Source organism: Flavobacterium plantiphilum (assembly GCF_046000495.1).
GTDB classification, from domain to species: domain Bacteria; phylum Bacteroidota; class Bacteroidia; order Flavobacteriales; family Flavobacteriaceae; genus Flavobacterium; species Flavobacterium plantiphilum.
In genome coordinates this window covers 196,144-218,530 of the sequence record NZ_JBELQA010000001.1, presented here as the reverse complement: position 1 = coordinate 218,530, position 22,387 = coordinate 196,144, and the positions used below count along the sequence as shown (strand labels likewise).

The following is a 22,387-nucleotide window of genomic DNA, read 5'->3' as shown; positions in this document are numbered from 1 at the left end:
ACTCCCGAATACTAGTATGATTTTGTTATGCAAAATGTAGGCAGTTTTAAAAATAGATTATCAACATGAAAGAAATAAAAAATACAGAAAAACTAATCTTATTTGAAGAAATCACAAAGTCTGTAAAGAAAATATATCGACAAAATAAGGATGATGAAAAAAAAGAGAAATTTTTAATTTATTCCTTTATTAAAGGAAATATTGATTACGAATATGACGGTGAAAAAATAAAGAAAATTATAATAGAAGATTCTGATGAATTTCCTTCATTCATTAGCCAATATGGTTATGGTTTTTCAGAAAGGAGTTTAAATAATTTCTTTCGATATAAATTCAATGACAATAAGATTGATACTATAATTTTAAGTGAATCAAAAACTTCAACTAGACAAAAGAGCAGTCTAGTTTTAAATTATGATGATATAGAATTGCTTTTAAAATTAATACGTCAAGAACAAAGAGCTTGTGATGACACTAAAAAAACCCTTATTAAAAATCTTATCGTTGATATTTTTCCTGATGTTAATTTTGATTATTCAGAAACGAATAACAATAAAGACTTAATATTAAGAAATCTAAATGATAAATTGATAGCAAAGTTAACAGCTAACGAAATTCAGGCATTAGGTGAATTTTACGTGAAAGCTACTCAAAAATTTAAAGCTGGTCATATCATTAAAAAGATGACTGCAGGCTTAATGAAAAATGCACAAATCCTATCCTTGCAAGAAATAATTATAAAATATGAAAAACTACTAACCGAAAATCCTGCAGAAAGCGAGTGGCAAAAGTTTTTTGATGAATATATTACTCTATTTGATAGTAGATATGTTCATAAAGTAAATTATAAAAACATTGCAACAGGAATCACTAAATATCCTGATTTAGTTTTAGTTGACATATATGGATATATTGATTTTTATGAACTTAAAAAAAGTAGTACAGATTTGATTCAATATGACAAAAGTCATAAAACTTGGTTTTGGAGTAAAGATGTTTCCATGGTAATTGCACAAGTTTCAGACTATATTCAAAAATCTAAAGAAAACGCTTTACCTTACGCTAAAACTATAAAAGAAGAAACAGAAACTGATACTGAACAAGGATTAGAAGTTAATATTATAAATCCTAGAGCGATAATTGTAATTGGTCACACAAAACAATTAGATACTGAAAAAAAACGAAATCATTTTAAAAATCTAAGAGAAAGTTTAAAAGATATTGAATTTGTTTTATATGACGAATTACTAGAAAGATTAAAAAACCTTTTAGCCAGCATACAAACATCTGCTACATTAACACCCGATAATTGTCCAGATGATTTGCCTTTTTGAAACTTAATTAACACTATCAAACTACCCTTACGCTGCCGCACGAATCCTTTCGTGTGGCATCTTGATTAACCCGATAGCGCGGATTTGTAATCCGTGCCCTCAACAATGAGCAACTTTGTCGAGTTACTAAATGAGATTGCTTCGTTCCTCGCAATGAACTGTACTAAAAATACTTTAACACGATAGCGAAAAAGTTCTTTCCAAGTCCGCAACAATGAACAAGCAAGCCACATTCAAATATTTTAATCCACTTAATACAAAGCTTCCTTTGTCAGTATGAAAAATTTGTGACTAAAAGTTAGTAAAATTGTACCTATTTATATTTTATATTTCAATCTTATCATCACTCGAAGAACCACCGAAGAATAAAATTTCAATTCAATTAAATATTAAAAATTACTTTATTCGATTTACATTAATTCTTACAAAAAAAACTTATCTGCTTTTTAAAAAGGTTTTTCATTTGTAAGAATTTTGCTTTATCTCTATTTTTTAATCATTTTTTTTAAGAAAAATACTAATTCAGCAAAAAAAATCAATAAAAAACGATTTTTTATCACAAAAAATCAACACTGAAAAATAATGGTCTTTTTTTAATAAACCGGCATTCCTATTTCAAAAATTTACGTAAAGACGAACTACTATAAAAACTACTGCTAACACCGTTTTTTAACTGCGTATTTCCTGCTAAAAAAAAATTAAAACACTGGCTATGAATTAATTTAAATAGCGATAATAAACAGTATTTAATACAGGACACAACAGGATACTGACAATACTTGCATTTTATAACTTCAAAAAAAACACCTCTTTTATTGCTGAAATTTTGATTAAAAACACACATTAATGAGGGAATTTTATCAAAACTAACCGATTATTAACCAAACCAAATTATTATGAATTTCAAACACCGTTATGCGATTAAATTAATTATTTTGAGCTTATTTTTAACCATTTTATCCTGTGATGATGAATACTCTATGTATTCTTCAAATAATGGTTCAAATACAGCAACTGAAATTTCCTCTTTTGAAATAAGACCGGGAATAAATATGGTTTCTATTGAAGGAAAAGTTGATGATGCCAATATGTCTGAAGTAAAAATATATTGGGACAATAAATCTCAATCTGTTACAGTACCAGTAACACATGAAGGTGAAGAAAACTTATTTGCAACAGAAATCAATAATCTTGATGAAAAACTTCACATATTCGAAATTCTGTCCGTTGACAGTGAAGGAAATAACACTGAGCTTGCCAGCGGAGGAGCCAAAGTTTATGGTGATACTTATCTGAGTTCTATTGAAAACAGAGAAATTGTTACTTCAGAATTAAAACACAGTCAATTAAATTTTACGTTTAGCCCAATAGCTCTTATTACCGGAATTTTAGGTACTGAAATAATCTATACCAATGATCAGGATGAGGAAATTGAGATTTTCAACAAAACTAACAATATTAAAATTGCTATATCTGATTTCAAAAGTGGTACAACCTTAAAATACCGCACCGCTTTTAAATACTCACCACTAGCACTGGACACCATTTACACGGACTACACTAATCATAAACCATTTGTTTTACCTATTTTACAAAATGCTGCAGTACCTTATGTAGCAGAAGAAGCCGGTTCAAGATGGGGTAATTTAGGATCCCCATGGATTACCAATGATGCAGCAAAAAACCACGACGGATATGGTGGATGGGATCAGAAAAACGGCAATATTTTTAATCTCGAATCCGGCTGGGGAGCTCCTGAAATTGTTAATGGAAAAATATATCAAACTATTAGTTTAGAGCCGGCAACTTATCAGTTAAAAGTTACTGTAACAGCTACAAATCATTCCCTTGCAGATGAAGGTGGTGCATATTTTGTTATCTCCAGTGGAAATGGACTTCCCGATGTTGAAGACCTGAATACAGCAATCGGAGTTTTAGGATACGAAAGAATTGAAACCGTAAAAGTTTATTCTGTAGAATTCACTGTAGATCAAGCCTCTGAGGTATCTTTTGGAGAACTTACAACTCAATCTGCAGCTGGTCGTTATTGCAATATAAAATCATGGGAACTGGTCCATGTACAATAATTATTAAAAAAACATTAACATATAAATTAGAAAAGACAGTCCTTTTAAATTAAAGTGCTGTCTTTTTTAGTATCTAAAACTATTGAAAACAGAACAACTCTCTATCTTCTTAGCAAGTTTGCTCTAAAAACACTTTAACGGGTTATCGGGAAAGTTCTTTCCCAGCCTGCCTGATCTATTTGACAGATTTTTCAATGATGATTTTGAAATGATTTATTAACCGTTTCATCAGAAAAAAACTAAACAACGAACTCAAAGATGGAGAACGAATTAGCAAACAGGAATTCAGCTAGCAGTCTTTTAGCTGTTTTTTTTTTACACTTCCTGAAGTCAACTAAAAAATAAAATCACAATACCTTATATAACAGCTCTTTAATATAAATATAAAAAATAACAGTTATTTTTATTTGTACTTGTTCTAAATAAAAATAAATTTGCAAAAAATTAACGTATTTATCATGAAAAAAATTTGCATCATATTGTTATTCGGGCTGTCCGCAATATTAAGAGCTCAAAGCAGTTCTGTAAAAGGAAAAATATACACCGAAAACACTCCGGATTATTTATATTCGACTGTTATTATTAAAGAAAACAATCGTCAGGCAGATGCTGATAAAAATGGAAATTACGAACTTAAAAATTTAAATTCCGGAACCTATACCTTACTTTTTACAGCTTTAGGATACATTAGTCAGGAAAAAAAAGTAACCTTAAGCGAGAATGAAAATACAATTATTAATGTTACTTTAAAAGAAAACATAAATGCTTTACAAACGGTGGAAATTATCGGTAGAAAAGAAAAGTCATATAAAAATACCCGCTCTTTTATTGGTGCAAAAACCGAAATTGCATTAAAAGACCTGCCACAATCCGTTTCTTATGCTACAAAAGAATTAATTGCCGATCAGGGAACGATGCGTGTGGGAGAACTGGTAAAAAACTTTAGTGGCGTAACACAATTCACCTTTTACGATGATATTTCCATCAGAGGATTTAGAATTAACGGACAAAGCAATACCCAATTATTAAACGGATTGCGAACTTCTACGGGTTTCTGGAAACAGCCTTTAACCAATTACCTTGAACGTGTAGAGGTTTTAAAAGGACCATCTTCTGCCCTTTTCGGAAATGCTTCTCCGGGTGGTGTGGTGAACAGAGTTACCAAAAAACCATTGGATCAGGCTGCTAATAGCATCAGTTTTTCAACCGGAAGTTTTAACACCCTAAGAGCTTTAGGTGATTTTACGGGACCACTTAATGAAGACAAAACGCTTTTGTATCGTCTGAATATTGGTTACGAAAATGCTAATTCATTCAGAGACCTACAATTTGACAAAAACATCGTTATTGCTCCTTCCTTTTCATTCCTGCCTAATGACAAAACGCGTGTGAACTTTGATTTAATTTATAACAATTCCAAAAGTATTTTAGACCGGGGACAATCTACTTATGAAAATGATTTGTACTCTACCAATATCAGACAATCGCTCAATGCCTCAAATGATTACTTAAATGAAGAAACGTATATTCTTACCACTTCATTAAACCATCAATTAAGTGATAATCTTTCTTTTTCGGCATCTTATATCCGTACAGGATACAACGAAGATTTATTAGAACATCGCGGAGCTAATAAATATGCAGTTGACGGCAACGGAGTTTCCATCCCAACCGCGATTGAAATGCAGGTTTTTATGAGAAAAAGAAAACGATATATCGATAATATTTCTAACTTTTTTGTTTATAAAACTAAAACCGGAATACTGGATCACAACTTAGTTTTAGGTTATGATTATGCTCAGGAAAAACTTCCTGCGGGAGGTTCTCAGTTAGAAGCAAAAGGTTATAGAAACGCAGCCAATACCGGTGCTATTAATACCTATAATCCTAATAACCAAAGTGCTTATTTACTAGATGCAAATGGAAATCCTGTTCCCAATGTGGCACATTTTGATTTATCAAATCCATACAATTCTCAGCAATTAAAAGACATGAGTAAATATTTTTACACCACCAGAGCTTATGACCCTACTTTTTACTCTACGTATGGAATCTATTTACAGGATCAGATAAAACTAGGTTCGCTGAAAGCATTACTGGGTGTGCGCTATGACGAATATATTGATAGGGAAAACTATACTAAAGACAATGAAAAGAAAGTAAAACAACATTCTTTTTTACCACGTCTGGGACTTACCTATACTTTGACACCTAATGTTAATTTATACAGTACTTATGTAAAAGGATACAATCCGCAAACGGCATCGATAATTTCTAATCCAAATGCGGGAGGTCCATTTGATCCCTTGGAAAGCAATATGATTGAATTTGGTGGAAAATCATCATGGTTTAACGAAAGTTTGTATGTAACCTTAGCTTTTTATAAAATCAAAGAAAAAAATAGCTTGTACAATGCCAATGATTCCAGCAATATTGATTTAATGAGAGCTATTGGTGAACAGGAATCCAAAGGAATTGAAATTGATCTTAATGGGAGAATTACTAATCAATGGAGCATTTCGGCAGCTTACTCTTTCAATGAGTCCAGTATTACCGATAGTCCGGTAGCGAGTGAAATTGGCAGACAAAAACCGAACACACCTAAACACCAGGGAAATATTTGGACAAGATATAATTTTACCGAAGGAGCATTGAAAGATTTTGGACTGGCTTTTGGTTCTAATTTTGTTACCCAACGTAACCTGAGTATTAGTGCAACTCAGACGATTCCGGGTTATACTGTGATGAATGCTGCTTTGTATTACACTATTAATAAATTCAAAATCCAGTTGAATGCGAATAATATTGCGAATAAAACGTATTGGGTTGGCGGATACGATTACATCCGGGTATTCCCGGGAGCACCTAAAAACTGGTTATTAACCTTAGGTTATTCGTTTTAATTCTCTTTTATTTGTACAAAAAAACACTTATTCAATAAGGTTGAAATGAATAAAAGAATCAAGAAAAGTATCGGAAAAATACATTTATGGCTCGGACTTGCGTCCGGGCTTATTGTATTTATTGTAGCCTTATCAGGAAGTATTTTGGTTTTTGAAGAAGAAATTGATACGTTCATTCACCCTGAATTTTACAAAGTGGAAACTGTTGGAAAATTTAAAAAGCCAATAGATTATTCCATAAATACATTAAAAAAAGAATACGCTATTGACACGATCAACCGTATTTATACTTTTAATGATCCTGAACGTACCGTTCTTGTCATGGGCAAAAATACCAAAGGCAAGACTTTCTTTTTTGCTGTGAATCCTTATACCGGAAAAATCGTCGGTAGTATGGAGCAAAAAAGACATTTCTTTTCTATTGTCAATAAATTACATCGCAGTCTTTTACTTGGAAAAACCGGAAAATTCATCACCGGTTGTTCCTGCTTAATTTTTATTATTATACTATTGAGTGGTTTGTTTTTATGGTGGCCCAAAAAACTCAAGAATTTAAAACAACGGCTAACTATCAAATGGAATGCTTCATTCAAGAGAGTTAATTGGGATTTTCACTCTGTTCTTGGTTTCTATAGTTTCCTGTTTTTATTCATTATAGCGCTTACAGGGTTAACCTGGTCATTTAAATGGTTTGAAAACAGTCTTTATTATCTAACGGATGGCATTGCTGTAAAACCATCTATAAAAGTAACCAATCCTCCTAAAACAGAGTCACTGTCTCAAAAAACATTTTTCTATCAAAGCATTATAGATCAAACAAATGAAATTTATCCTTACCAGGGGAACGTTCAGATAAGAATGCCAAACGACACAGTTAGTAGTATTTTAGTAACCAAAGAAAATACAGAAAAACGTATTCCTAATCAATCCAGCATTGCCTATTTTGATAGATATACGGCTAAAAACATCCAAACAAAACCTTATGAAACCTTTACAAAAGGAGACAAATTAAGACGCATTATCTATCCTGTACATACGGGAAATATTTATGGTTTACCTACTAAAATAATTGCTTTTTTAGTATGTCTTTTTGCTGCCAGCGCCCCCATTACAGGATTTTTAATCTGGTGGCGACCAAAAAAAAAGAAAAAAATTCTACATTAGATAAAGTACTAAATTCTTTAAAAAAAGTAGTTGTACTTAAAGTTATTTATAATTAAATGCACATCCTGCCTCCAGCAAATAAATTCTGTTGATTTAATAAACTTCAAAATTTAAACCGGATTTTAAAGAATTATTTCTTTTTCGTAATCTTATTTACTACTTCTAAAACCAGATCAAACTGATCTTCACGGCTTAGGTTAGAATTATCAATTTCAACCGCATCGTCTGCTTTTGTCAATGGCGAATTATTTCGGTGTGTATCAATATAATCACGCTCTACTACATTATTAAAGACTTCTTCAAAAGTAACCAAATCTCCTTTTTGAAGCAATTCATCATAGCGTCTTTGAGCACGGGTTTGGGCACTTGCCGTCATGAATATTTTAAGTTCAGCCTCAGGAAAGACAACTGTTCCTATATCCCTTCCGTCCATCACAATGCCTTTGTCCTTACCCATTTCCTGCTGCTGTTCCACCAGTTTTTTTCGTACTTCTGTAATCTCAGCTACTTTGCTCACAAAACCGGAAACTTCAAAGCTTCGGATTTGTTTTTCTACATTCTCACCATTCAGATGCATTTCGGCAAAACCTAATCCGCTATTAAATTTAAACTGCAAACGAATAGCCGGTAAACTCTTTATTAAAGCTTCTTTATCAAAAAATTCATCATTAATGTATCCTTTTTGCATAGAAAAGAAAGCAATTGCACGGTACATAGCACCCGTGTCTATAAATACATATCCTAAATGTTTTGCCAGTTGTTTTGCTAATGTACTTTTTCCTGTGGAAGAAAACCCATCAATTGCAATTATAATTTTTTTATCCAAAATGAAGTTCTTGAGATTATTAAATAAATAAAAACAATAAAAGTACATTTTTTTACCCTTTACAAACAAAGATTACGGCAATATAATTTTGAAAAAACAAAAACGGCTATTGAGTATTTTCAATAGCCGTTCAGCGTTAACAATTAGATTACAATTATTTATCTTTTGTAAAAGGAATTTTTCTGCTTTCACTTACAATCATGTCAAATCCTGTTTTATCTTCATTAAACTGAAATTTCAAACCGGCACGTTTAGACTCAAAAAAATCTTTACCAATAGGGCTTAGTGAAAATTCCGGATAATCTGTAATTTCTACATTCAAAAGAGTATTCTTTTCAGTAATTACAATCTTAATAGGCATTCTGGAATTAGAATAACTTCCTAAATAAGGATCTAAAATAATATCCTTTTCAATTATTCCCTTATCAGCAGTCCAGCTATTATTGGTTTCATTAATATCAGGAAATACATGATCGGGATCCAGTGTTATGCTTTCTATTTCTTCAGTCGAAGGGTGTTTAAAAGTCCATTGCACATTTTTTTGCCAAACCTCTACAGGCAGTTTAACTCTTTCCGTTTTTCCGCTTTTTGTTTTGATGTCCATAATAACCGGCATTGGCATTTTTTCGAAATTCTCAATCGTAATTAAAACACCTTTTTTAGGATCATTTTTTATGTATTTGATAGCATTAACGCCCTGATCAAATTGCCAGTTGTACTGAAACCATCCTCTCCAGAACCAGCCTAAATCTTCACCGCCTACATTTTCCATTGTTCTGAAAAAATCATCCGGTGTAGGATGTTTAAAAGCCCATCGTTCTACATACGTTCTAAAAGCCCTGTCAAATCGGTCTTCACCTAAAATTTGCTCTCTTAATATAACTAGTCCTGCACTAGGTTTTGAATAACATAAAGTACCTATGTTTGCTTCCTTCATGTTATCCGGTGAACTCATCATGGTTTCTAAATCGGCTCTTGTATAGGTAGAGGCGTGTTCATGCATGTCTTCTTTTTCGCCTTTATACTCACCATTATTAAAATCAACATCACTTAATGTATTAATAAAAGAGTTAAATCCTTCATCCATCCAGGCAAATAAACGCTCATTAGATCCCACAACCATTGGAAACCAGTTATGACCAAATTCATGATCCGTAACGCCCCAGAGGCTTTTTCCTTTAGCTTTCCATCCGCAAAAAACAATTCCCGGATATTCCATTCCTCCTTCATTTCCGGCTACATTAGTCGCTACAGGATAAGTATATTCCAGCCATCTTTTAGAATAATTTTCTATCGAATGCTTTACGTATTCAGTAGATCTTCCCCAGGCTTCGTTTCCTGCACTTTCTTCCGGATAAGCAGATAAGGCTAATGCTTTTTTTCCGCTTGGCAAATTAATTTTGGCTCCATCTAAAATAAAAGCTGCCGAAGATGCCCATGAAACATCACGAGCATTATTTAATTTATAATGCCAGGTTTTAGTAGTTGAATCCGGAGTTTTAGCCGCTACTACATCTTCAACAGAATGAATCATTACTGTCTGATCACTTTCCTTAGCCTGATTGAATCGTTTGAATCCTTCAGAAGAATACACTTCTTTTGGATTTAATAATTCTCCGGAACAAACCACAATATGATTGGACGGAACGGTAAGAGAAATATCAAAATCACCATATTCTAAATAAAACTCTGATGCACCCAGATAAGGATTTGTATTCCAGCCTCTAATGTCATCGTATACGCACATACGCGGATACCATTGTGCAATAGTAAATATTTTTCCGTTTTTAGTTTCCAGAACTCCAGTTCTGTCTGATCCTTCATTTGGAGAAATATAAGAAAACTCTATTTTGAACTCAACTTTCCCTCCTTTAGATTTTAAAGTTTCAGGTAAAAAAATCTGCATGCGCGTATCAGTAATAAGATATTTCGCTTCTAAATCCTTTACCTTCTTGTTATCAATTTTAATAATTTTAACCGATCTAATTTTATGACCTCCGTCAAAAATTTGTCCCTGTTTTCCGTTTCTGCTTCCGGTTACAGGCACAATTGCCTCACCGCGGGAATCTTCTTTAAATAAATTCTGATCTAAATTTAGCCACAAAAAAGACATTTCGTCCGTACTGTTATTGGTATACGTAATAATATCAGTAGCTGTAATTTCATTTGTACTTTCATTTAAACTGGCAGTTAATTGATAATCGGCACGGTTTTGCCAATACGCAACTCCCGGTTTTCCACTTGCTGAACGTGTAGCTGTCCCATTTTTAGTATAAAAAAACGGAGCAAAAGCATCGTGGTAATCATAGTTAGATTTTTGTTTTAAAGCAGTAGTTTCCTGGGCTGTTAGAGCGCTTCCCCCTAAAAAAAGAGCTATTTGAAAAATAACTCCCAATCGAATGTTTTTCATGTTTTTTCAATTTGAAACAAATTAATAAAAAAAATTACAGATTACTTTAATATAATTTAAGGTTTAATTAAAATTTATGAAATATCTTTATACGAACTTAATTTATTAAAAAAATACGCTTTGATTACAACAATTTCTAATGCCGGTCTTACCGCAAAAATAAATCATAAAGGAGCGGAATTATGTTCCTTACAATCTAATGAAACCAGTAAACAATACATCTGGGAAGGAAACCCTGAATTTTGGGGAAAACATTCACCCGTATTATTTCCTATCGTGGGAACACTTAAAAACAATTCTTTTAAAATAGATAATTCTGAATATAATTTACCCAGACATGGTTTTGCAAGAGATTTAGTGTTTGAATTAACTGAACAGAAAGAAAATCGCGCTGTTTTTTCCATTCAGGAAACAGCTGAAACATTAAAAGTCTATCCTTTTGAATTTGAATTGCAAATTATTTACACCCTTGAACATAAAAGCATTAATATTGAATACAAAGTAATTAACAAAAGTAAATCTAAAATGCCTTTTTCTATCGGTGCACACCCGGCTTTTGCTTTAGAAGGAAATTTTGAAAATTATGCCATTGCTTTCGAAAAAGACGAAGCTTTGGTTTATAATCTTTTAGAGAATGATTTAATTTCAGACAAAACGGAAACAATCGAAAAACAGGATGATTTAGTAGCATTAAATTATACTTTATTCGAAAATGACGCTCTTATATTTAAAAACCTGAAATCAAGCAGTTTAACTATATTAAAAAACAAAAAACCTTTACTTGAAGTGGCTTATAATGGATTTCCGCATTTAGGAATCTGGACTAAGCAAGACGCTCCGTTTATTTGTATCGAACCCTGGTATGGTTATTCAGATACAAACGATACTACAGGAAATATTTTTGAAAAAGAAGGCATCCAAATAATAGAAGCTAATGAAGTTTTCGATTCAAAATTCAGCATTACACTGTTTTAAAATTAATATTTGTAGTTCCGGTTATTTAGTATTCCTATCACAATTAACATAATTATAGTAAATACTTTACAGTAAAAAACATACTTTTGCCAGCTTACCCCCCCATTTTACATCAAAAAATGGCGGTAAATATATCTATGAAAAAACTCAGCTTCTCTCTTTTTATTTTTTTATTTTCGATTACAATACAAAGTCAGACTTATATAAAATTTAACGGATTATCCGCTTTAGTGGGAGTACCACAAGTAGGAATTGAAACCAGTATTGGAGTTAAATCTACCCTGAGTATTGATATTTTTGCATCATTCTGGAAATCTTTTGATGGAAAACCCATGCAGGCAATTATGTTAACACCTGAATACCGCTATTACTTTAAAGAAAAATACAAGGGCTTGTATCTAGGTGCCCATACCGGACCTGATGCTTATAAATTACAAAAATGGAATTACTGGGGAACTAATAAATATGAAAAAGGTTTGGGTTACCGTATAGGCGCCACAATTGGTTATCAAAAAAAATTAAGCGATAAATTAACCTTAGATGCTTTTATTGGCGGCGGTTGGCATCAGGGATTTTATAAAGGATATTACACCGATCAGCCCGGAAGATATGAATCAGCTACCAAGTATAATAAAAGTGGTGAATGGCTTCCTTACAGAGGCGGCGTTATGATTTCCTACAAGTTGTAATTACAATTTAATCAAACTTAGGCAATGATTTAATATATAATTCTTCTACTTTTTTTCTGGCCCAATCGGTTTTTCTTAAAAAAGTCAGACTTGATTTTATACTTGGATTATCCGTAAAACATTTAATTTTTATCAATTCCCCTAAGGTATCAAAACCATAAAAAGCAACTAATTTTTCCATTATTGTTTTTAAAGTAACCCCGTGAAGCGGATCATTTGATGTTTGTTTTTCCATAAAAGCAAATTTATATCAATTTGATTAAAAAATTGTGGAATTTTAGTAATTGTTCTACATTTGCAATCCTATGCTAAAAACTGTCAACATACTTAATAAAAGAGCGCGATTTGATTATGAAATAATCGAAAAATTCACTGCCGGAATTGTTCTGGCAGGAACTGAAATCAAATCGATACGTTTGGGAAAAGCCAATATTACAGAAAGTTTTTGTGAATTTAGCGGTACCGAACTTTTTGCTATCAATACTTACATAGAAGAATATTCTTTTGGAAACCAATTTAACCATAAGTCAAGAAGTGAACGAAAGTTACTTTTAAATAAACGGGAATTAAAAAACCTTGCCCGAAGTGTACAGGCCAAAGGATTAACGATTATCCCGTTACGTTTGTTTACAAATGAAAAAGGGCTTGCAAAACTCGAAATCGGACTTTGTAAGGGTAAGAAAAATTATGACAAACGCGAATCTTTGAAAGAACAGGATACCAAACGTGATCTGGACAGAATAAAAAAAGCTTTTAATTAATTTTAAAAGCTTAATTTTTATCTTCTAACAAAGGAACAAACCGAAACTCTCCTAACTCGTGTTTTTCAAACTGGGTTTCGTTTTTCCGAATCAGCAATGTCATAATCTGAACCTCTTCTCCTAAAGGGATTACTAATCTGCCTCCTATTTTTAACTGAGCCATTAAAGGTTTAGGAATAAATGGTGCTCCGGCTGTCACAATAATTCCGTCAAAAGGACCATAAGTAGGCAAGCCTTTATACCCATCGCCAAAAGTGAGGTGTTTAGGTCTTATTCCTAACTTCGGCAACAATGCTGATGTTTGTTTAAACAACTCATTTTGCCTCTCTATACTATACACTTTTGCTCCCATCATGCATAAAACAGCCGTCTGATATCCGGAACCGGTGCCTATTTCTAATATTTTATGTTCTTTTTTAATTTCCAGTAACTGCGACTGAAAAGCTACGGTATAAGGCTGGGAAATGGTTTGTCCGGCACCAATGGGAAATGCTTTATCCTGATAGGCATAATCCTCAAAACTTGAATTCAGAAAAAGGTGTCTCGGGATTTTTTTTATCGCATCGAGTACTCTTAAATCAGTAATTCCTTTTTGCTGTAAAGTGCTTACTAACTGATTGCGAAGTCCTTGATGTTTGGCTGTATCTTTCAATGCGTGGAGTTTATTTTTTGGTAAAAATAACAGTAAAAATTCCAAAATCCAAAACCCAAAATCCAAATCAATTATTCTATATTTTTAATTTGAATTTCCTACTTTTGTTAAAAATACATTATCATGCTAAAAGTTGGAGTTTTAGGTGCCGGGCATCTGGGAAAAATTCATTTGCGTTTATTACAACAATCTGAAAAATACGAATTAGTTGGTTTTTATGATGAAAATCAGGAATACGCTCAAAAAATTTCAAAAGAATTTGGATACAAAAATTTCAATACTATTGCCAAATTGATTCATGCTGTAGATGTAATTGATATTGTAACCCCCACTCTTTCCCATTACAAATGTGCGAGAACTGCTATAAAATCAGGTAAGCACGTTTTTATAGAAAAACCTATTTCGAATACTATTGAAGAAGCTGAAGAAATTATTGCTTTAGCAAATGAATATAATGTAAAAGGACAAGTAGGTCATGTAGAACGCTTTAATCCTGCTTTCATAGCGACCAAAAGCATGGTCGAAAATCCCATGTTTATAGAAACACACCGTCTGGCTGAATTCAATCCGAGAGGTACCGATGTTCCAGTGGTTTTAGACCTGATGATTCATGATATTGATGTCATTTTAAGTGTCGTAAAATCCAAAGTGAAAAATATTAGTGCCAGTGGGGTTTCTGTAATCAGTGATACGCCGGATATAGCTAATGCACGAATCGAATTTGAAAACGGCTGTGTTGCTAATTTAACTTCGAGCAGAATTTCGATGAAAAACATGCGAAAAACACGTTTTTTCCAAAAAGATGCTTACATTTCTGTTGACTTTTTAGAAAAAAAATGTGAAGTGGTAAAAATGAAAGATGCTCCCGAAGTTCCTGGCGATTTTGATATGATTTTGCAAAATGCTGAAGGCGTGAAAAAACAAATTTACTTTTCAAACCCTGAAGTACAGCAAAATAATGCTATCTTAGATGAATTAGAAACGTTTGCGGATGCAATTAACAATAACACTACCCCAATTGTAACTTTGGATCAGGCAACAGAAGCTTTGAGAGTGGCATATCAAATTATAGCTTGTTTTAAGAAATAATTTCAGACAAAATAATAAGTTAGCCACGAAATCACAAAGTTAATTAGTGATTTCGTGGCTAAAATATAAACAGCATTTTTTACAATATGAAAATAGTAGCAGTAATAGGTGCAGGAACGATGGGCAACGGAATTGCTCATACTTTTGCGCAAAATGGTTTTACGGTAAAATTAATTGATGTTTCCGAAGCTGCTTTGGAAAAAGGAATGACTACTATTTTTACTAATTTAGACAGAATGCTTGCCAAAGGAAGTATTACTGCCGAAGATAAAATGAAAACCATTACCAATATTATTTGCTATACTGATATTGAAGATGGTGTAGTTGGTGCCGATCTGGTAGTTGAAGCTGCAACCGAAAATCTGGATTTAAAACTTCGTATTTTCAGAAAACTAAATGAATTATGCTCGCATAACACCATTTTCGCAACCAATACTTCTTCTATTTCAATTACCCGAATTGCTGCAGAAGTAGCACATCCCGAACGGGTAATTGGGATGCATTTTATGAACCCTGTGCCTTTAATGCCATTAGTTGAAGTAATTCGTGGAAATCAAACCAGTGATGAAGTAACTAAAATCACGATGACTTTAGCCCAAAAACTTGGTAAAAATCCGGTAGAAGTAAATGATGCTCCGGGATTTGTTGCCAACAGGATTTTAATGCCGATGATCAATGAAGCCATCGAAACTTTACATACTAATGTAGCAGGTGTAACGGAAATTGACACAGTAATGAAATTAGGCATGGGACACCCAATGGGACCTTTACAATTGGCAGATTTCATTGGTCTTGATGTTTGTCTTTCAATAATGAATGTTATATTCGAAGGTTTTAAAAACCCTAAATACGCTCCCAGCCCACTTTTAGTCAATATGGTTAATGCTAAAAAATTAGGCGTGAAATCGGGAGAAGGTTTTTACGATTATTCAGAAAATAAAAAAGCCGAAAAAGTTGCTAAACAGTTTCTTTAATAATTTTAACTAAATAAAAAGTTTAAAATGTCTATACCTTCTAATTTGCAAAAAATAAAATCATCTTTACCAGATCACGTTACACTGGTAGCCGTTTCTAAAACCAAACCCGTATCGGATTTAATGGAAGCTTATAATGCCGGTCAAAGAATTTTTGGTGAAAACAAGGTTCAGGAAATGACTGAAAAATGGGAGCAAATGCCCAAAGACATTCAATGGCACATGATAGGCCATGTTCAGACCAATAAAGTAAAATTTATGGCAGAATATGTAAGTCTGATTCATGGCGTAGATAGCTTGAAATTATTACAGGAAATCAATAAACAAGCTCAGAAAAATGATCGCATAATTGATTGTTTATTGCAAATACACATTGCTGAAGAAGAAACCAAATTTGGCTTTGACGAACAGGAACTTGAAGTTCTTTTAAATTTAACTGAATTTCAGGAAATGAAAAATATTCGTATTTTGGGATTAATGGGAATGGCAACATTTACAAATAATCAGGATCAAATAAAACAGGAATTTATTCACCTCAAAGCTATATTTGACACCATTCAAATGCAGTCAGTTCCGACATTAAAACTTTCAGTACTATCAATGGGAATGTCCGGCGATTATAAACTAGCCATCGATTGTGGCAGTACGATGATTCGGGTAGGAAGTAGTATATTTGGAGAGAGAAATTGATTATTGATTAATGATTAACCATTTGAGAATTCAGATTTAAAACTGAATACTAAAAACTGTAAACTGAATACTTATTTTGTACGCAATATTAGACATAGAAACTACCGGAGGACAGTTTAATGAAGAAGGGATTACTGAAATTGCTATCTATAAATTTGACGGTCATCAAATAGTTGATCAATTTATCAGTCTGGTCAATCCCGAAATTCCTATCCAGCCTTTTGTGGTAAAACTAACCGGAATTAACAATGCGATGCTTCGTTCGGCTCCAAAATTTCACGAAGTTGCCAAACGCATCGTGGAAATCACAACGGATTGTGTTTTAGTGGCTCATAACGCTGATTTTGACTATCGTATCCTTCGAACTGAATTTCGTCGTCTGGGTTATGATTTCAATACCAAAACACTTTGTACAGTCGAATTGTCTAAAAAACTATTGCCTGAACAAACTTCCCACAGCTTAGGAAAATTAGTTCGTGCATTAGGAATTCCAATGGCAGACAGACACCGTGCCAGCGGAGACGCCATGGCTACTGTTAAGCTCTTTAAAATGCTTTTGGATAAAGATGTAGAAAAAGAAATTATTACCGGATTAATCAAGTCGGAAATCCAAAAAGGGATAGCTCCTAAATTATTAGATATCATAGAAAGTTTACCTTCAAAAACAGGGGTTTACTACATTCATAATGAGCAAGGTAAAATAATTTTTATTGGTAAAAGCCGAAACATAAAAAAAAGAGTCAATCAGCATTTTACAGGAATCACCCGAAGCGCAAAAAAAATACAGTCTGAAGTTTACACGGTAACTTTCGAAGAAACCGGAAACGAACTCATAGCACTGATAAAAGAAGCACAGGAAATCAAAATAAATAAACCGGTTTATAATCGTATGTCCCGCAAAAATCATTTTTCCTGGGCTATTTATTCTGAAAAAGACAGTGCGGGTTATTTGCGTTTGAAACTTCAGAAAACAGATGGCAGAAAAAAAGAAATTCTTTCCTATCTAAATGCTGCTGATGGTAAAAATGCCTTACACAGCATTACTGAAAATTATCAGTTGTGCCAAAAACTAACCGGTTTATACGAAAGTAAAACCAATTGTTTTCAGGTGACAACTAATGAATGTGAGGGTGCCTGTACCGGTAAAATTTCTCCTTCAGACTATAATCTGAGAGTACAAAATTTTATTGATAAAAATAGTTTTGAAAATAAAAATATGATTATTGTCGACAGAGGCAGAAATGTTAATGAAAGAAGTGCTGTACTGGTGGAAAATGGTGATTATAAAGGATATGCCTATTACGACTTAAACTATCAGATTAATAATCCGGAAATTTTAAAAAACATTCTCATCCCGATGGACAGCAGCCGCGATATACAGCGTATTATTCAAACTTATATCCGAAAAAACAAAGCTTTAAAGATTATCCATTTTTAAACTTTAATCAAATGACAAATTCAATATATACATCTTTCAGAAGAAAAGTCTATGTAATTATATACCAGACCGATACTAAAGCGGGACGTTTATTTGATTTGATACTACTGGGATTGATTTTGTTTAGTGTATTTCTGGTCATGATGGAAACCGTTTCCGGATTCAATTTAAAATACCATTCTTACCTGATTACTTTAGAATGGATTATTACCATTTTATTCACAATTGAATATGCGCTTCGGATTTTTTCTATAAAAAGACCCATTCGTTATATTTTTAGTTTTTACGGCATTATTGATTTGCTGGCTATTTTACCAATGTATGTATCTCTTTTTCTGGTAGGAACTAATATTTTAACCGTAATCAGAGCTTTAAGGCTTTTGCGATTGTTTAAAATTTTAAATAATCCCCAGTTCAACACCCAATCTATAAAATTAAAAAAAGCACTTATTGCCAGTAGAAATAAAATAGTAATTTTCATCTATTTTGTTTTGATAAGTACCATTCTCATTGGTTCAATTATGTATCTGATTGAAGGTAAAGAAAGTGGTTTTACCAGTATCCCGGTAAGTATCTACTGGACAATAGTTACCTTAACAACAGTAGGTTATGGCGATATTTCTCCACAAACACCTTTGGGACAATTTATGGCTTCTTTAGTTATGATTCTGGGATATGGGATTATTGCCGTTCCCACAGGAATTGTAACAGCTGAAATTGCCAGACACAATTATGAAAATAATGATACTGTTTATCAAAATCCCTGCCCTGATTGTGGTAATGAAGAATATCCAAAAGACGCTAACTTTTGTCCAAAATGCGGACATGCTTTAGACAACAAATAATGAAAAAACTAATTACCATAACAGGACCAACAGCTATAGGAAAAACAGCTTTAAGCATTCAATTAGCTAATTATTACAAGTGCGAAATTGTTTCCTGTGACAGCCGTCAGTTTTTTAAGGAAATGACCATTGGAACTGCTGTACCTAATTCAAAAGAATTAGCAGCTGCCAAACATCATTTTATTCAGAATAAAAGCATTTTTGAACATTATACCGTTGGTGATTTTGAAAAAGAAGCCATTGCTACTATTGAAGAATTATTTAAAACCAACGATTATGTAATCCTTGTTGGAGGTTCCGGTTTGTATGTTAATGCTGTTTTACAAGGTTTTGATGACTTTCCTGAAATCAATCCGGATATACGCCTGCAAGTAAATGCTAATTATGAGAAATTAGGAATCACTTATTTACAACAGCAATTAAAAAAACACGATGCCGATTATTTTGAAAAAATTAATCTGGAAAATCCGCAAACTTTACTCAATCCGCAACGAATGATGCGTTTTGTTGAAGTTTGTATAGGTACATCAAAGCCTTATTCTTCTTTCTTAAATCAGAAAAAAAACAAAAGAAACTTCACCCCAGTTCTTATTGGTCTGGAAGCCGAAAGAAATGTGATGTACAACCGTATCAACCAGCGGGTTGACCTCATGATGCAAGAAGGTTTATTAAAAGAAGCCAAAGAACTGTATCCCAACAAAGAGTTAAATGCATTGCAAACAGTAGGCTATCGGGAGTTATTTGCTTATTTTGACAAAGAATTTTCGTTAGAGTCTGCCGTCGAAGAAATCAAGAAAAATACCCGACGTTTTGCAAAACGCCAACTAACCTGGTTCAAAAGAGACAACAATACAAAATGGTTCCATTTTGAAACACCGGTTCACCAGGTAATTGATTATATTGAAACTCAAACAAAATCTTAAATTAAACCGTTAATCTGAAATTATAATTTTCATGCCAATAGCACCTGATTTTACTTCTATATTAAGCAAAGACTATGAAATCAATTTCACACAATGTTTGCCTAATGGTTACTTAAAATATACTGAATTATGTAATTTATTACAGCTCACAGCAGCTACCCATTCTGAAATTGGAGGGATTAGTTTTACAGATATGCAGGAATTTGACCAGGCCTGGGTTTTGAGCAGAATGCGTGTAGAAATTAGCGCTTTGCCAAAATGGAAAGATACGGTAACAGTAAAAACGTGGATTAACAGCTTAGAAAATTCACGTTCTGTACGTGCATTAGAAATATATGTAAATGGTAAAAAACTAGTGGGTTGTGAGACTTTCTGGGCTGTTTTCAATACTCAGAAACGCCGCCCTGAATTACTTACTCTCGAACACGACCATTTTGAATTATTTCCAGATGTAAAAGCCACTCAGGAAGGTTTTTCTAAAATTGACATTAATCCTGAAAAAGAAGAGGTGTTTAGCAAAACTGTTATTTTATCAGATTTAGACATTGTTAACCATGTTAATCATGTCAAATATCTGGAATGGTGCATGGACTTAGTAGATGAAAATATCATCTTAAAACAAAAAATAAAAAGCTTTGAGATGAATTTCATGAAAGAGCTTTCGCTGCGCGATGAAGTAATGATTCATGAAAATGTAGCTGATAATGTTATTGTTTTCAGTATTACCAAAGAAGATAAAAACTGTTTTGCCTTACAGTTAAATTTGGAATAATTTTCAAAAATATCATTCATTTTTCCTAATTAAAAGTTATAAATCTCTTTGAAATTTTTTAAGCTGATTTTTTTTTATTTAATTTAAGCTTCAAAAAAAACAGCCATTATCGAAAATCTTTTAAAAAATATTGAATCCATTCATTTGTTACACAATGTGCATTCACAAGAAGATTATTTTTTACTGGATTTATCTGTTTCAAATTCTGATTTAGCCGGAGTAAATCTAACTGATGCCGCTGCGGTTGAAGATTACATTGCACAACAAGCCAGACTTCAGAACTCCAAAGTGGCATATGGCGGTTATCTTGAAGAGCGGAACTTATACCAGAGAAGTCAGCATTTTAAAAATGAATCCATTGAAGAGCGCAACATTCATATTGGTGTCGATTTATGGACTCAGGCAGAGACAGCAGTAATTTGCCCAATAGACGGCTGGGTTCACAGTTTTAAAAATAATGATTCCATTGGAGATTATGGTCCCACAATAATCTTAAAACATAAGTTAGAAAATCATACTTTTTATACTTTATATGGGCATTTATCGTTAGAAAGTATAAAAAATTTAAAAACCGGAATGTTGTTCAAAAAAGGAGAACTGCTGGGAAACCTTGGGAATTCTTCAGAAAATGGTGATTATGCTCCCCATTTACATTTTCAGATTATTAAAAATATGGAAACTTATAAAGGAGATTATCCTGGTGTTTGCAGTAAATCGGATCTGAATTTTTATATGGAAAATTGCCCAAACCCAAATTTATTATTAAAAATTAAAAACTAAAATGAAAAAACTGATCGTAATCTTAAGCCTAATTGCAGTAGTAGGATGTAAATCAAAAAAAGCGCATCAAAAAGTTGAAACTGTAAAATTAACCACTACCCAAATTAACAGCAGTCAAAAAAACAAAGCTTATGAGTTAGGAAAACGTGTTTTAATGACTTGTAATACTTCTAAATTCAAACCCTTTAACAACAGTGAAGCCACGCAGTCTGTCATTAACAACATTACTATTGAAAAACTTTCTAAAACCTGTACTAAATTCAGACAGTGGTATGGTACTTTTAAAGATTTACAATTAGCAGAAGTATACCAAAACACCGATGACCACACTACTGTTTACCGATTTAAAGCTTTATATACTAAAAAAGTAGCCAACAAAGAATTACGCGTTTTTATGAATGACAACAATCTTGTTTCTGCCATAAAAACCTCTGATTGGACCGATACTTTTACCTACAACAAATAAAAACATCATGAGATTAAAAATACTGTTACTGTTTTTATTTATTTCTTTTGCAGTTGAAAGCCAGGAAATAATGACACTTAAATCCCAAAACTATAAAGCTACTACCGCTTGGAGTTTTATCACACCTAATTATGCCTTAAGTAATAAAATTCAGGTACAAATAGCCAGAACAGAGAACGGCGGTATTTTAAAACTCTCAGCAGCTACAACCAACACTGATTTTATACTTTCCGGAACAGTATATGTTTACCTGAGTGATAACAGTTTTATAAGTTGTACCGACAAAGGTCTTTTTGAAAATAGCGTAAATACTCTTAATTCCTATTTTATCTTTACAGCTGCCGAAATGAACAGATTAAAAAAATCAAATATTGAATCGATACGCTTTAATATCAAAGGAAATTCTAATAGCTTTAGCAGCCAAACCGGAAATTTTACCGCCATTAATAAACAATCCTACTTCACTACAGCTCAGTCAGGCAGTCGAAATACATTTGAAACATTTAAAGAGATTGCCCAATTATATATTTAAATACCTGAGAATAATTTTCATTTTTTTTAATTAAGACAATTAATATAAAGAAATATATTCTTACATTTATACCGAAT

At 32.8% G+C, this 22,387-nt stretch carries 21 protein-coding genes; 17 read left to right on the top strand and 4 right to left on the bottom strand.

The genetic code is table 11. The features are described from left to right. Positions 1 to 65 precede the first annotated feature (65 nt). The 4 genes from ABS764_RS00920 to ABS764_RS00905 all read left to right on the top strand — a co-directional run bounded on the left by ABS764_RS00920 (position 66) and on the right by ABS764_RS00905 (position 7,488). Entirely contained in the window at positions 66 to 1,334 is a 1,269-nt protein-coding gene (locus ABS764_RS00920; RefSeq protein ID WP_408079023.1) for a Shedu anti-phage system protein SduA domain-containing protein, read from the top strand. Between the two features lie 896 nt (positions 1,335 to 2,230). Then, a complete protein-coding gene (locus ABS764_RS00915; RefSeq protein WP_408079021.1) occupies positions 2,231 to 3,421 on the top strand; it encodes a DUF4998 domain-containing protein in 1,191 nt (396 codons plus the stop codon). A gap of 458 nt (positions 3,422 to 3,879) precedes the next feature. Next, positions 3,880 to 6,324, top strand: a complete 2,445-nt coding sequence (locus tag ABS764_RS00910) for a TonB-dependent siderophore receptor (protein ID WP_408079019.1) — start codon at positions 3,880 to 3,882, stop codon at positions 6,322 to 6,324. Between the two features lie 45 nt (positions 6,325 to 6,369). Next, positions 6,370 to 7,488: a PepSY-associated TM helix domain-containing protein gene (locus tag ABS764_RS00905; RefSeq protein ID WP_408079017.1), complete on the top strand. Its 1,119-nt coding sequence runs from the start codon at positions 6,370 to 6,372 to the stop codon at positions 7,486 to 7,488. 130 nt (positions 7,489 to 7,618) lie between these two features. On the opposite strand, the gene cmk is transcribed toward ABS764_RS00905, so the two are convergent. Next, on the bottom strand, positions 7,619 to 8,314 hold the full coding sequence (gene cmk, locus ABS764_RS00900; RefSeq protein ID WP_408079015.1) for a (d)CMP kinase: 696 nt from the start codon (positions 8,312 to 8,314) through the stop codon (positions 7,619 to 7,621). A gap of 154 nt (positions 8,315 to 8,468) precedes the next feature. After that, complete coding sequence (locus ABS764_RS00895) at positions 8,469 to 10,724, bottom strand: M1 family metallopeptidase (RefSeq protein WP_408079013.1); 2,256 nt, start codon at positions 10,722 to 10,724, stop codon at positions 8,469 to 8,471. Between the two features lie 120 nt (positions 10,725 to 10,844). On the opposite strand from ABS764_RS00895, the gene ABS764_RS00890 reads away from it, so the two are divergent. Then, the gene (locus ABS764_RS00890) at positions 10,845 to 11,699 is read left to right on the top strand and encodes an aldose 1-epimerase family protein (RefSeq protein WP_408079011.1); all 855 of its coding nucleotides are present in this window, start codon (positions 10,845 to 10,847) and stop codon (positions 11,697 to 11,699) included. Positions 11,700 to 11,818: 119 nt separating this feature from the next. Next, the gene (locus ABS764_RS00885) at positions 11,819 to 12,388 is read left to right on the top strand and encodes a DUF3575 domain-containing protein (protein ID WP_408079009.1); all 570 of its coding nucleotides are present in this window, start codon (positions 11,819 to 11,821) and stop codon (positions 12,386 to 12,388) included. Between the two features lie 7 nt (positions 12,389 to 12,395). On the opposite strand, the gene ABS764_RS00880 is transcribed toward ABS764_RS00885, so the two are convergent. Continuing rightward, a complete protein-coding gene (locus ABS764_RS00880) occupies positions 12,396 to 12,623 on the bottom strand; it encodes a VF530 family protein (protein ID WP_408079007.1) in 228 nt (75 codons plus the stop codon). A gap of 70 nt (positions 12,624 to 12,693) precedes the next feature. Here ABS764_RS00880 and smpB point away from each other — a divergent pair, with 70 nt between their 5' ends. Beyond that, positions 12,694 to 13,149: an SsrA-binding protein SmpB gene (gene smpB / locus ABS764_RS00875; protein ID WP_408079005.1), complete on the top strand. Its 456-nt coding sequence runs from the start codon at positions 12,694 to 12,696 to the stop codon at positions 13,147 to 13,149. A 10-nt stretch (positions 13,150 to 13,159) separates the two neighbouring features. On the opposite strand, the gene ABS764_RS00870 is transcribed toward smpB, so the two are convergent. After that, positions 13,160 to 13,801 (bottom strand): protein-L-isoaspartate(D-aspartate) O-methyltransferase, encoded by a 642-nt coding sequence (locus ABS764_RS00870; RefSeq protein ID WP_408079003.1) that lies wholly within the window; start codon positions 13,799 to 13,801, stop codon positions 13,160 to 13,162. A 123-nt stretch (positions 13,802 to 13,924) separates the two neighbouring features. On the opposite strand from ABS764_RS00870, the gene ABS764_RS00865 reads away from it, so the two are divergent. The 10 genes from ABS764_RS00865 to ABS764_RS00820 all read left to right on the top strand — a co-directional run bounded on the left by ABS764_RS00865 (position 13,925) and on the right by ABS764_RS00820 (position 22,310). Further along, positions 13,925 to 14,890: a Gfo/Idh/MocA family protein gene (locus ABS764_RS00865; protein WP_408079001.1), complete on the top strand. Its 966-nt coding sequence runs from the start codon at positions 13,925 to 13,927 to the stop codon at positions 14,888 to 14,890. An 86-nt stretch (positions 14,891 to 14,976) separates the two neighbouring features. After that, complete coding sequence (locus tag ABS764_RS00860; protein WP_408078999.1) at positions 14,977 to 15,864, top strand: 3-hydroxyacyl-CoA dehydrogenase family protein; 888 nt, start codon at positions 14,977 to 14,979, stop codon at positions 15,862 to 15,864. 27 nt (positions 15,865 to 15,891) lie between these two features. Continuing rightward, positions 15,892 to 16,554, top strand: a complete 663-nt coding sequence (locus ABS764_RS00855; protein WP_408078997.1) for a YggS family pyridoxal phosphate-dependent enzyme — start codon at positions 15,892 to 15,894, stop codon at positions 16,552 to 16,554. A gap of 76 nt (positions 16,555 to 16,630) precedes the next feature. Beyond that, positions 16,631 to 17,992: an exonuclease domain-containing protein gene (locus tag ABS764_RS00850; protein ID WP_408078995.1), complete on the top strand. Its 1,362-nt coding sequence runs from the start codon at positions 16,631 to 16,633 to the stop codon at positions 17,990 to 17,992. 11 nt (positions 17,993 to 18,003) lie between these two features. Further along, positions 18,004 to 18,837 carry an ion transporter gene (locus ABS764_RS00845; RefSeq protein WP_408078993.1) on the top strand — a complete coding sequence of 278 codons (834 nt, stop codon included), beginning with the start codon at positions 18,004 to 18,006 and terminating at the stop codon, positions 18,835 to 18,837. Further along, a complete protein-coding gene (gene miaA, locus ABS764_RS00840; protein ID WP_408078991.1) occupies positions 18,837 to 19,760 on the top strand; it encodes a tRNA (adenosine(37)-N6)-dimethylallyltransferase MiaA in 924 nt (307 codons plus the stop codon). The genes ABS764_RS00845 and miaA overlap by 1 nt, the downstream gene beginning before the upstream one ends. A gap of 31 nt (positions 19,761 to 19,791) precedes the next feature. Next, positions 19,792 to 20,532 (top strand): acyl-[acyl-carrier-protein] thioesterase, encoded by a 741-nt coding sequence (locus ABS764_RS00835; RefSeq protein ID WP_408078989.1) that lies wholly within the window; start codon positions 19,792 to 19,794, stop codon positions 20,530 to 20,532. A 156-nt stretch (positions 20,533 to 20,688) separates the two neighbouring features. Then, positions 20,689 to 21,312 carry a peptidoglycan DD-metalloendopeptidase family protein gene (locus ABS764_RS00830; protein WP_408078987.1) on the top strand — a complete coding sequence of 208 codons (624 nt, stop codon included), beginning with the start codon at positions 20,689 to 20,691 and terminating at the stop codon, positions 21,310 to 21,312. 1 nt (position 21,313) lies between these two features. Continuing rightward, positions 21,314 to 21,778: a hypothetical protein gene (locus ABS764_RS00825; RefSeq protein ID WP_408078985.1), complete on the top strand. Its 465-nt coding sequence runs from the start codon at positions 21,314 to 21,316 to the stop codon at positions 21,776 to 21,778. 7 nt (positions 21,779 to 21,785) lie between these two features. After that, a complete protein-coding gene (locus ABS764_RS00820; protein ID WP_408078983.1) occupies positions 21,786 to 22,310 on the top strand; it encodes a hypothetical protein in 525 nt (174 codons plus the stop codon). Positions 22,311 to 22,387: the final 77 nt, after the last annotated feature.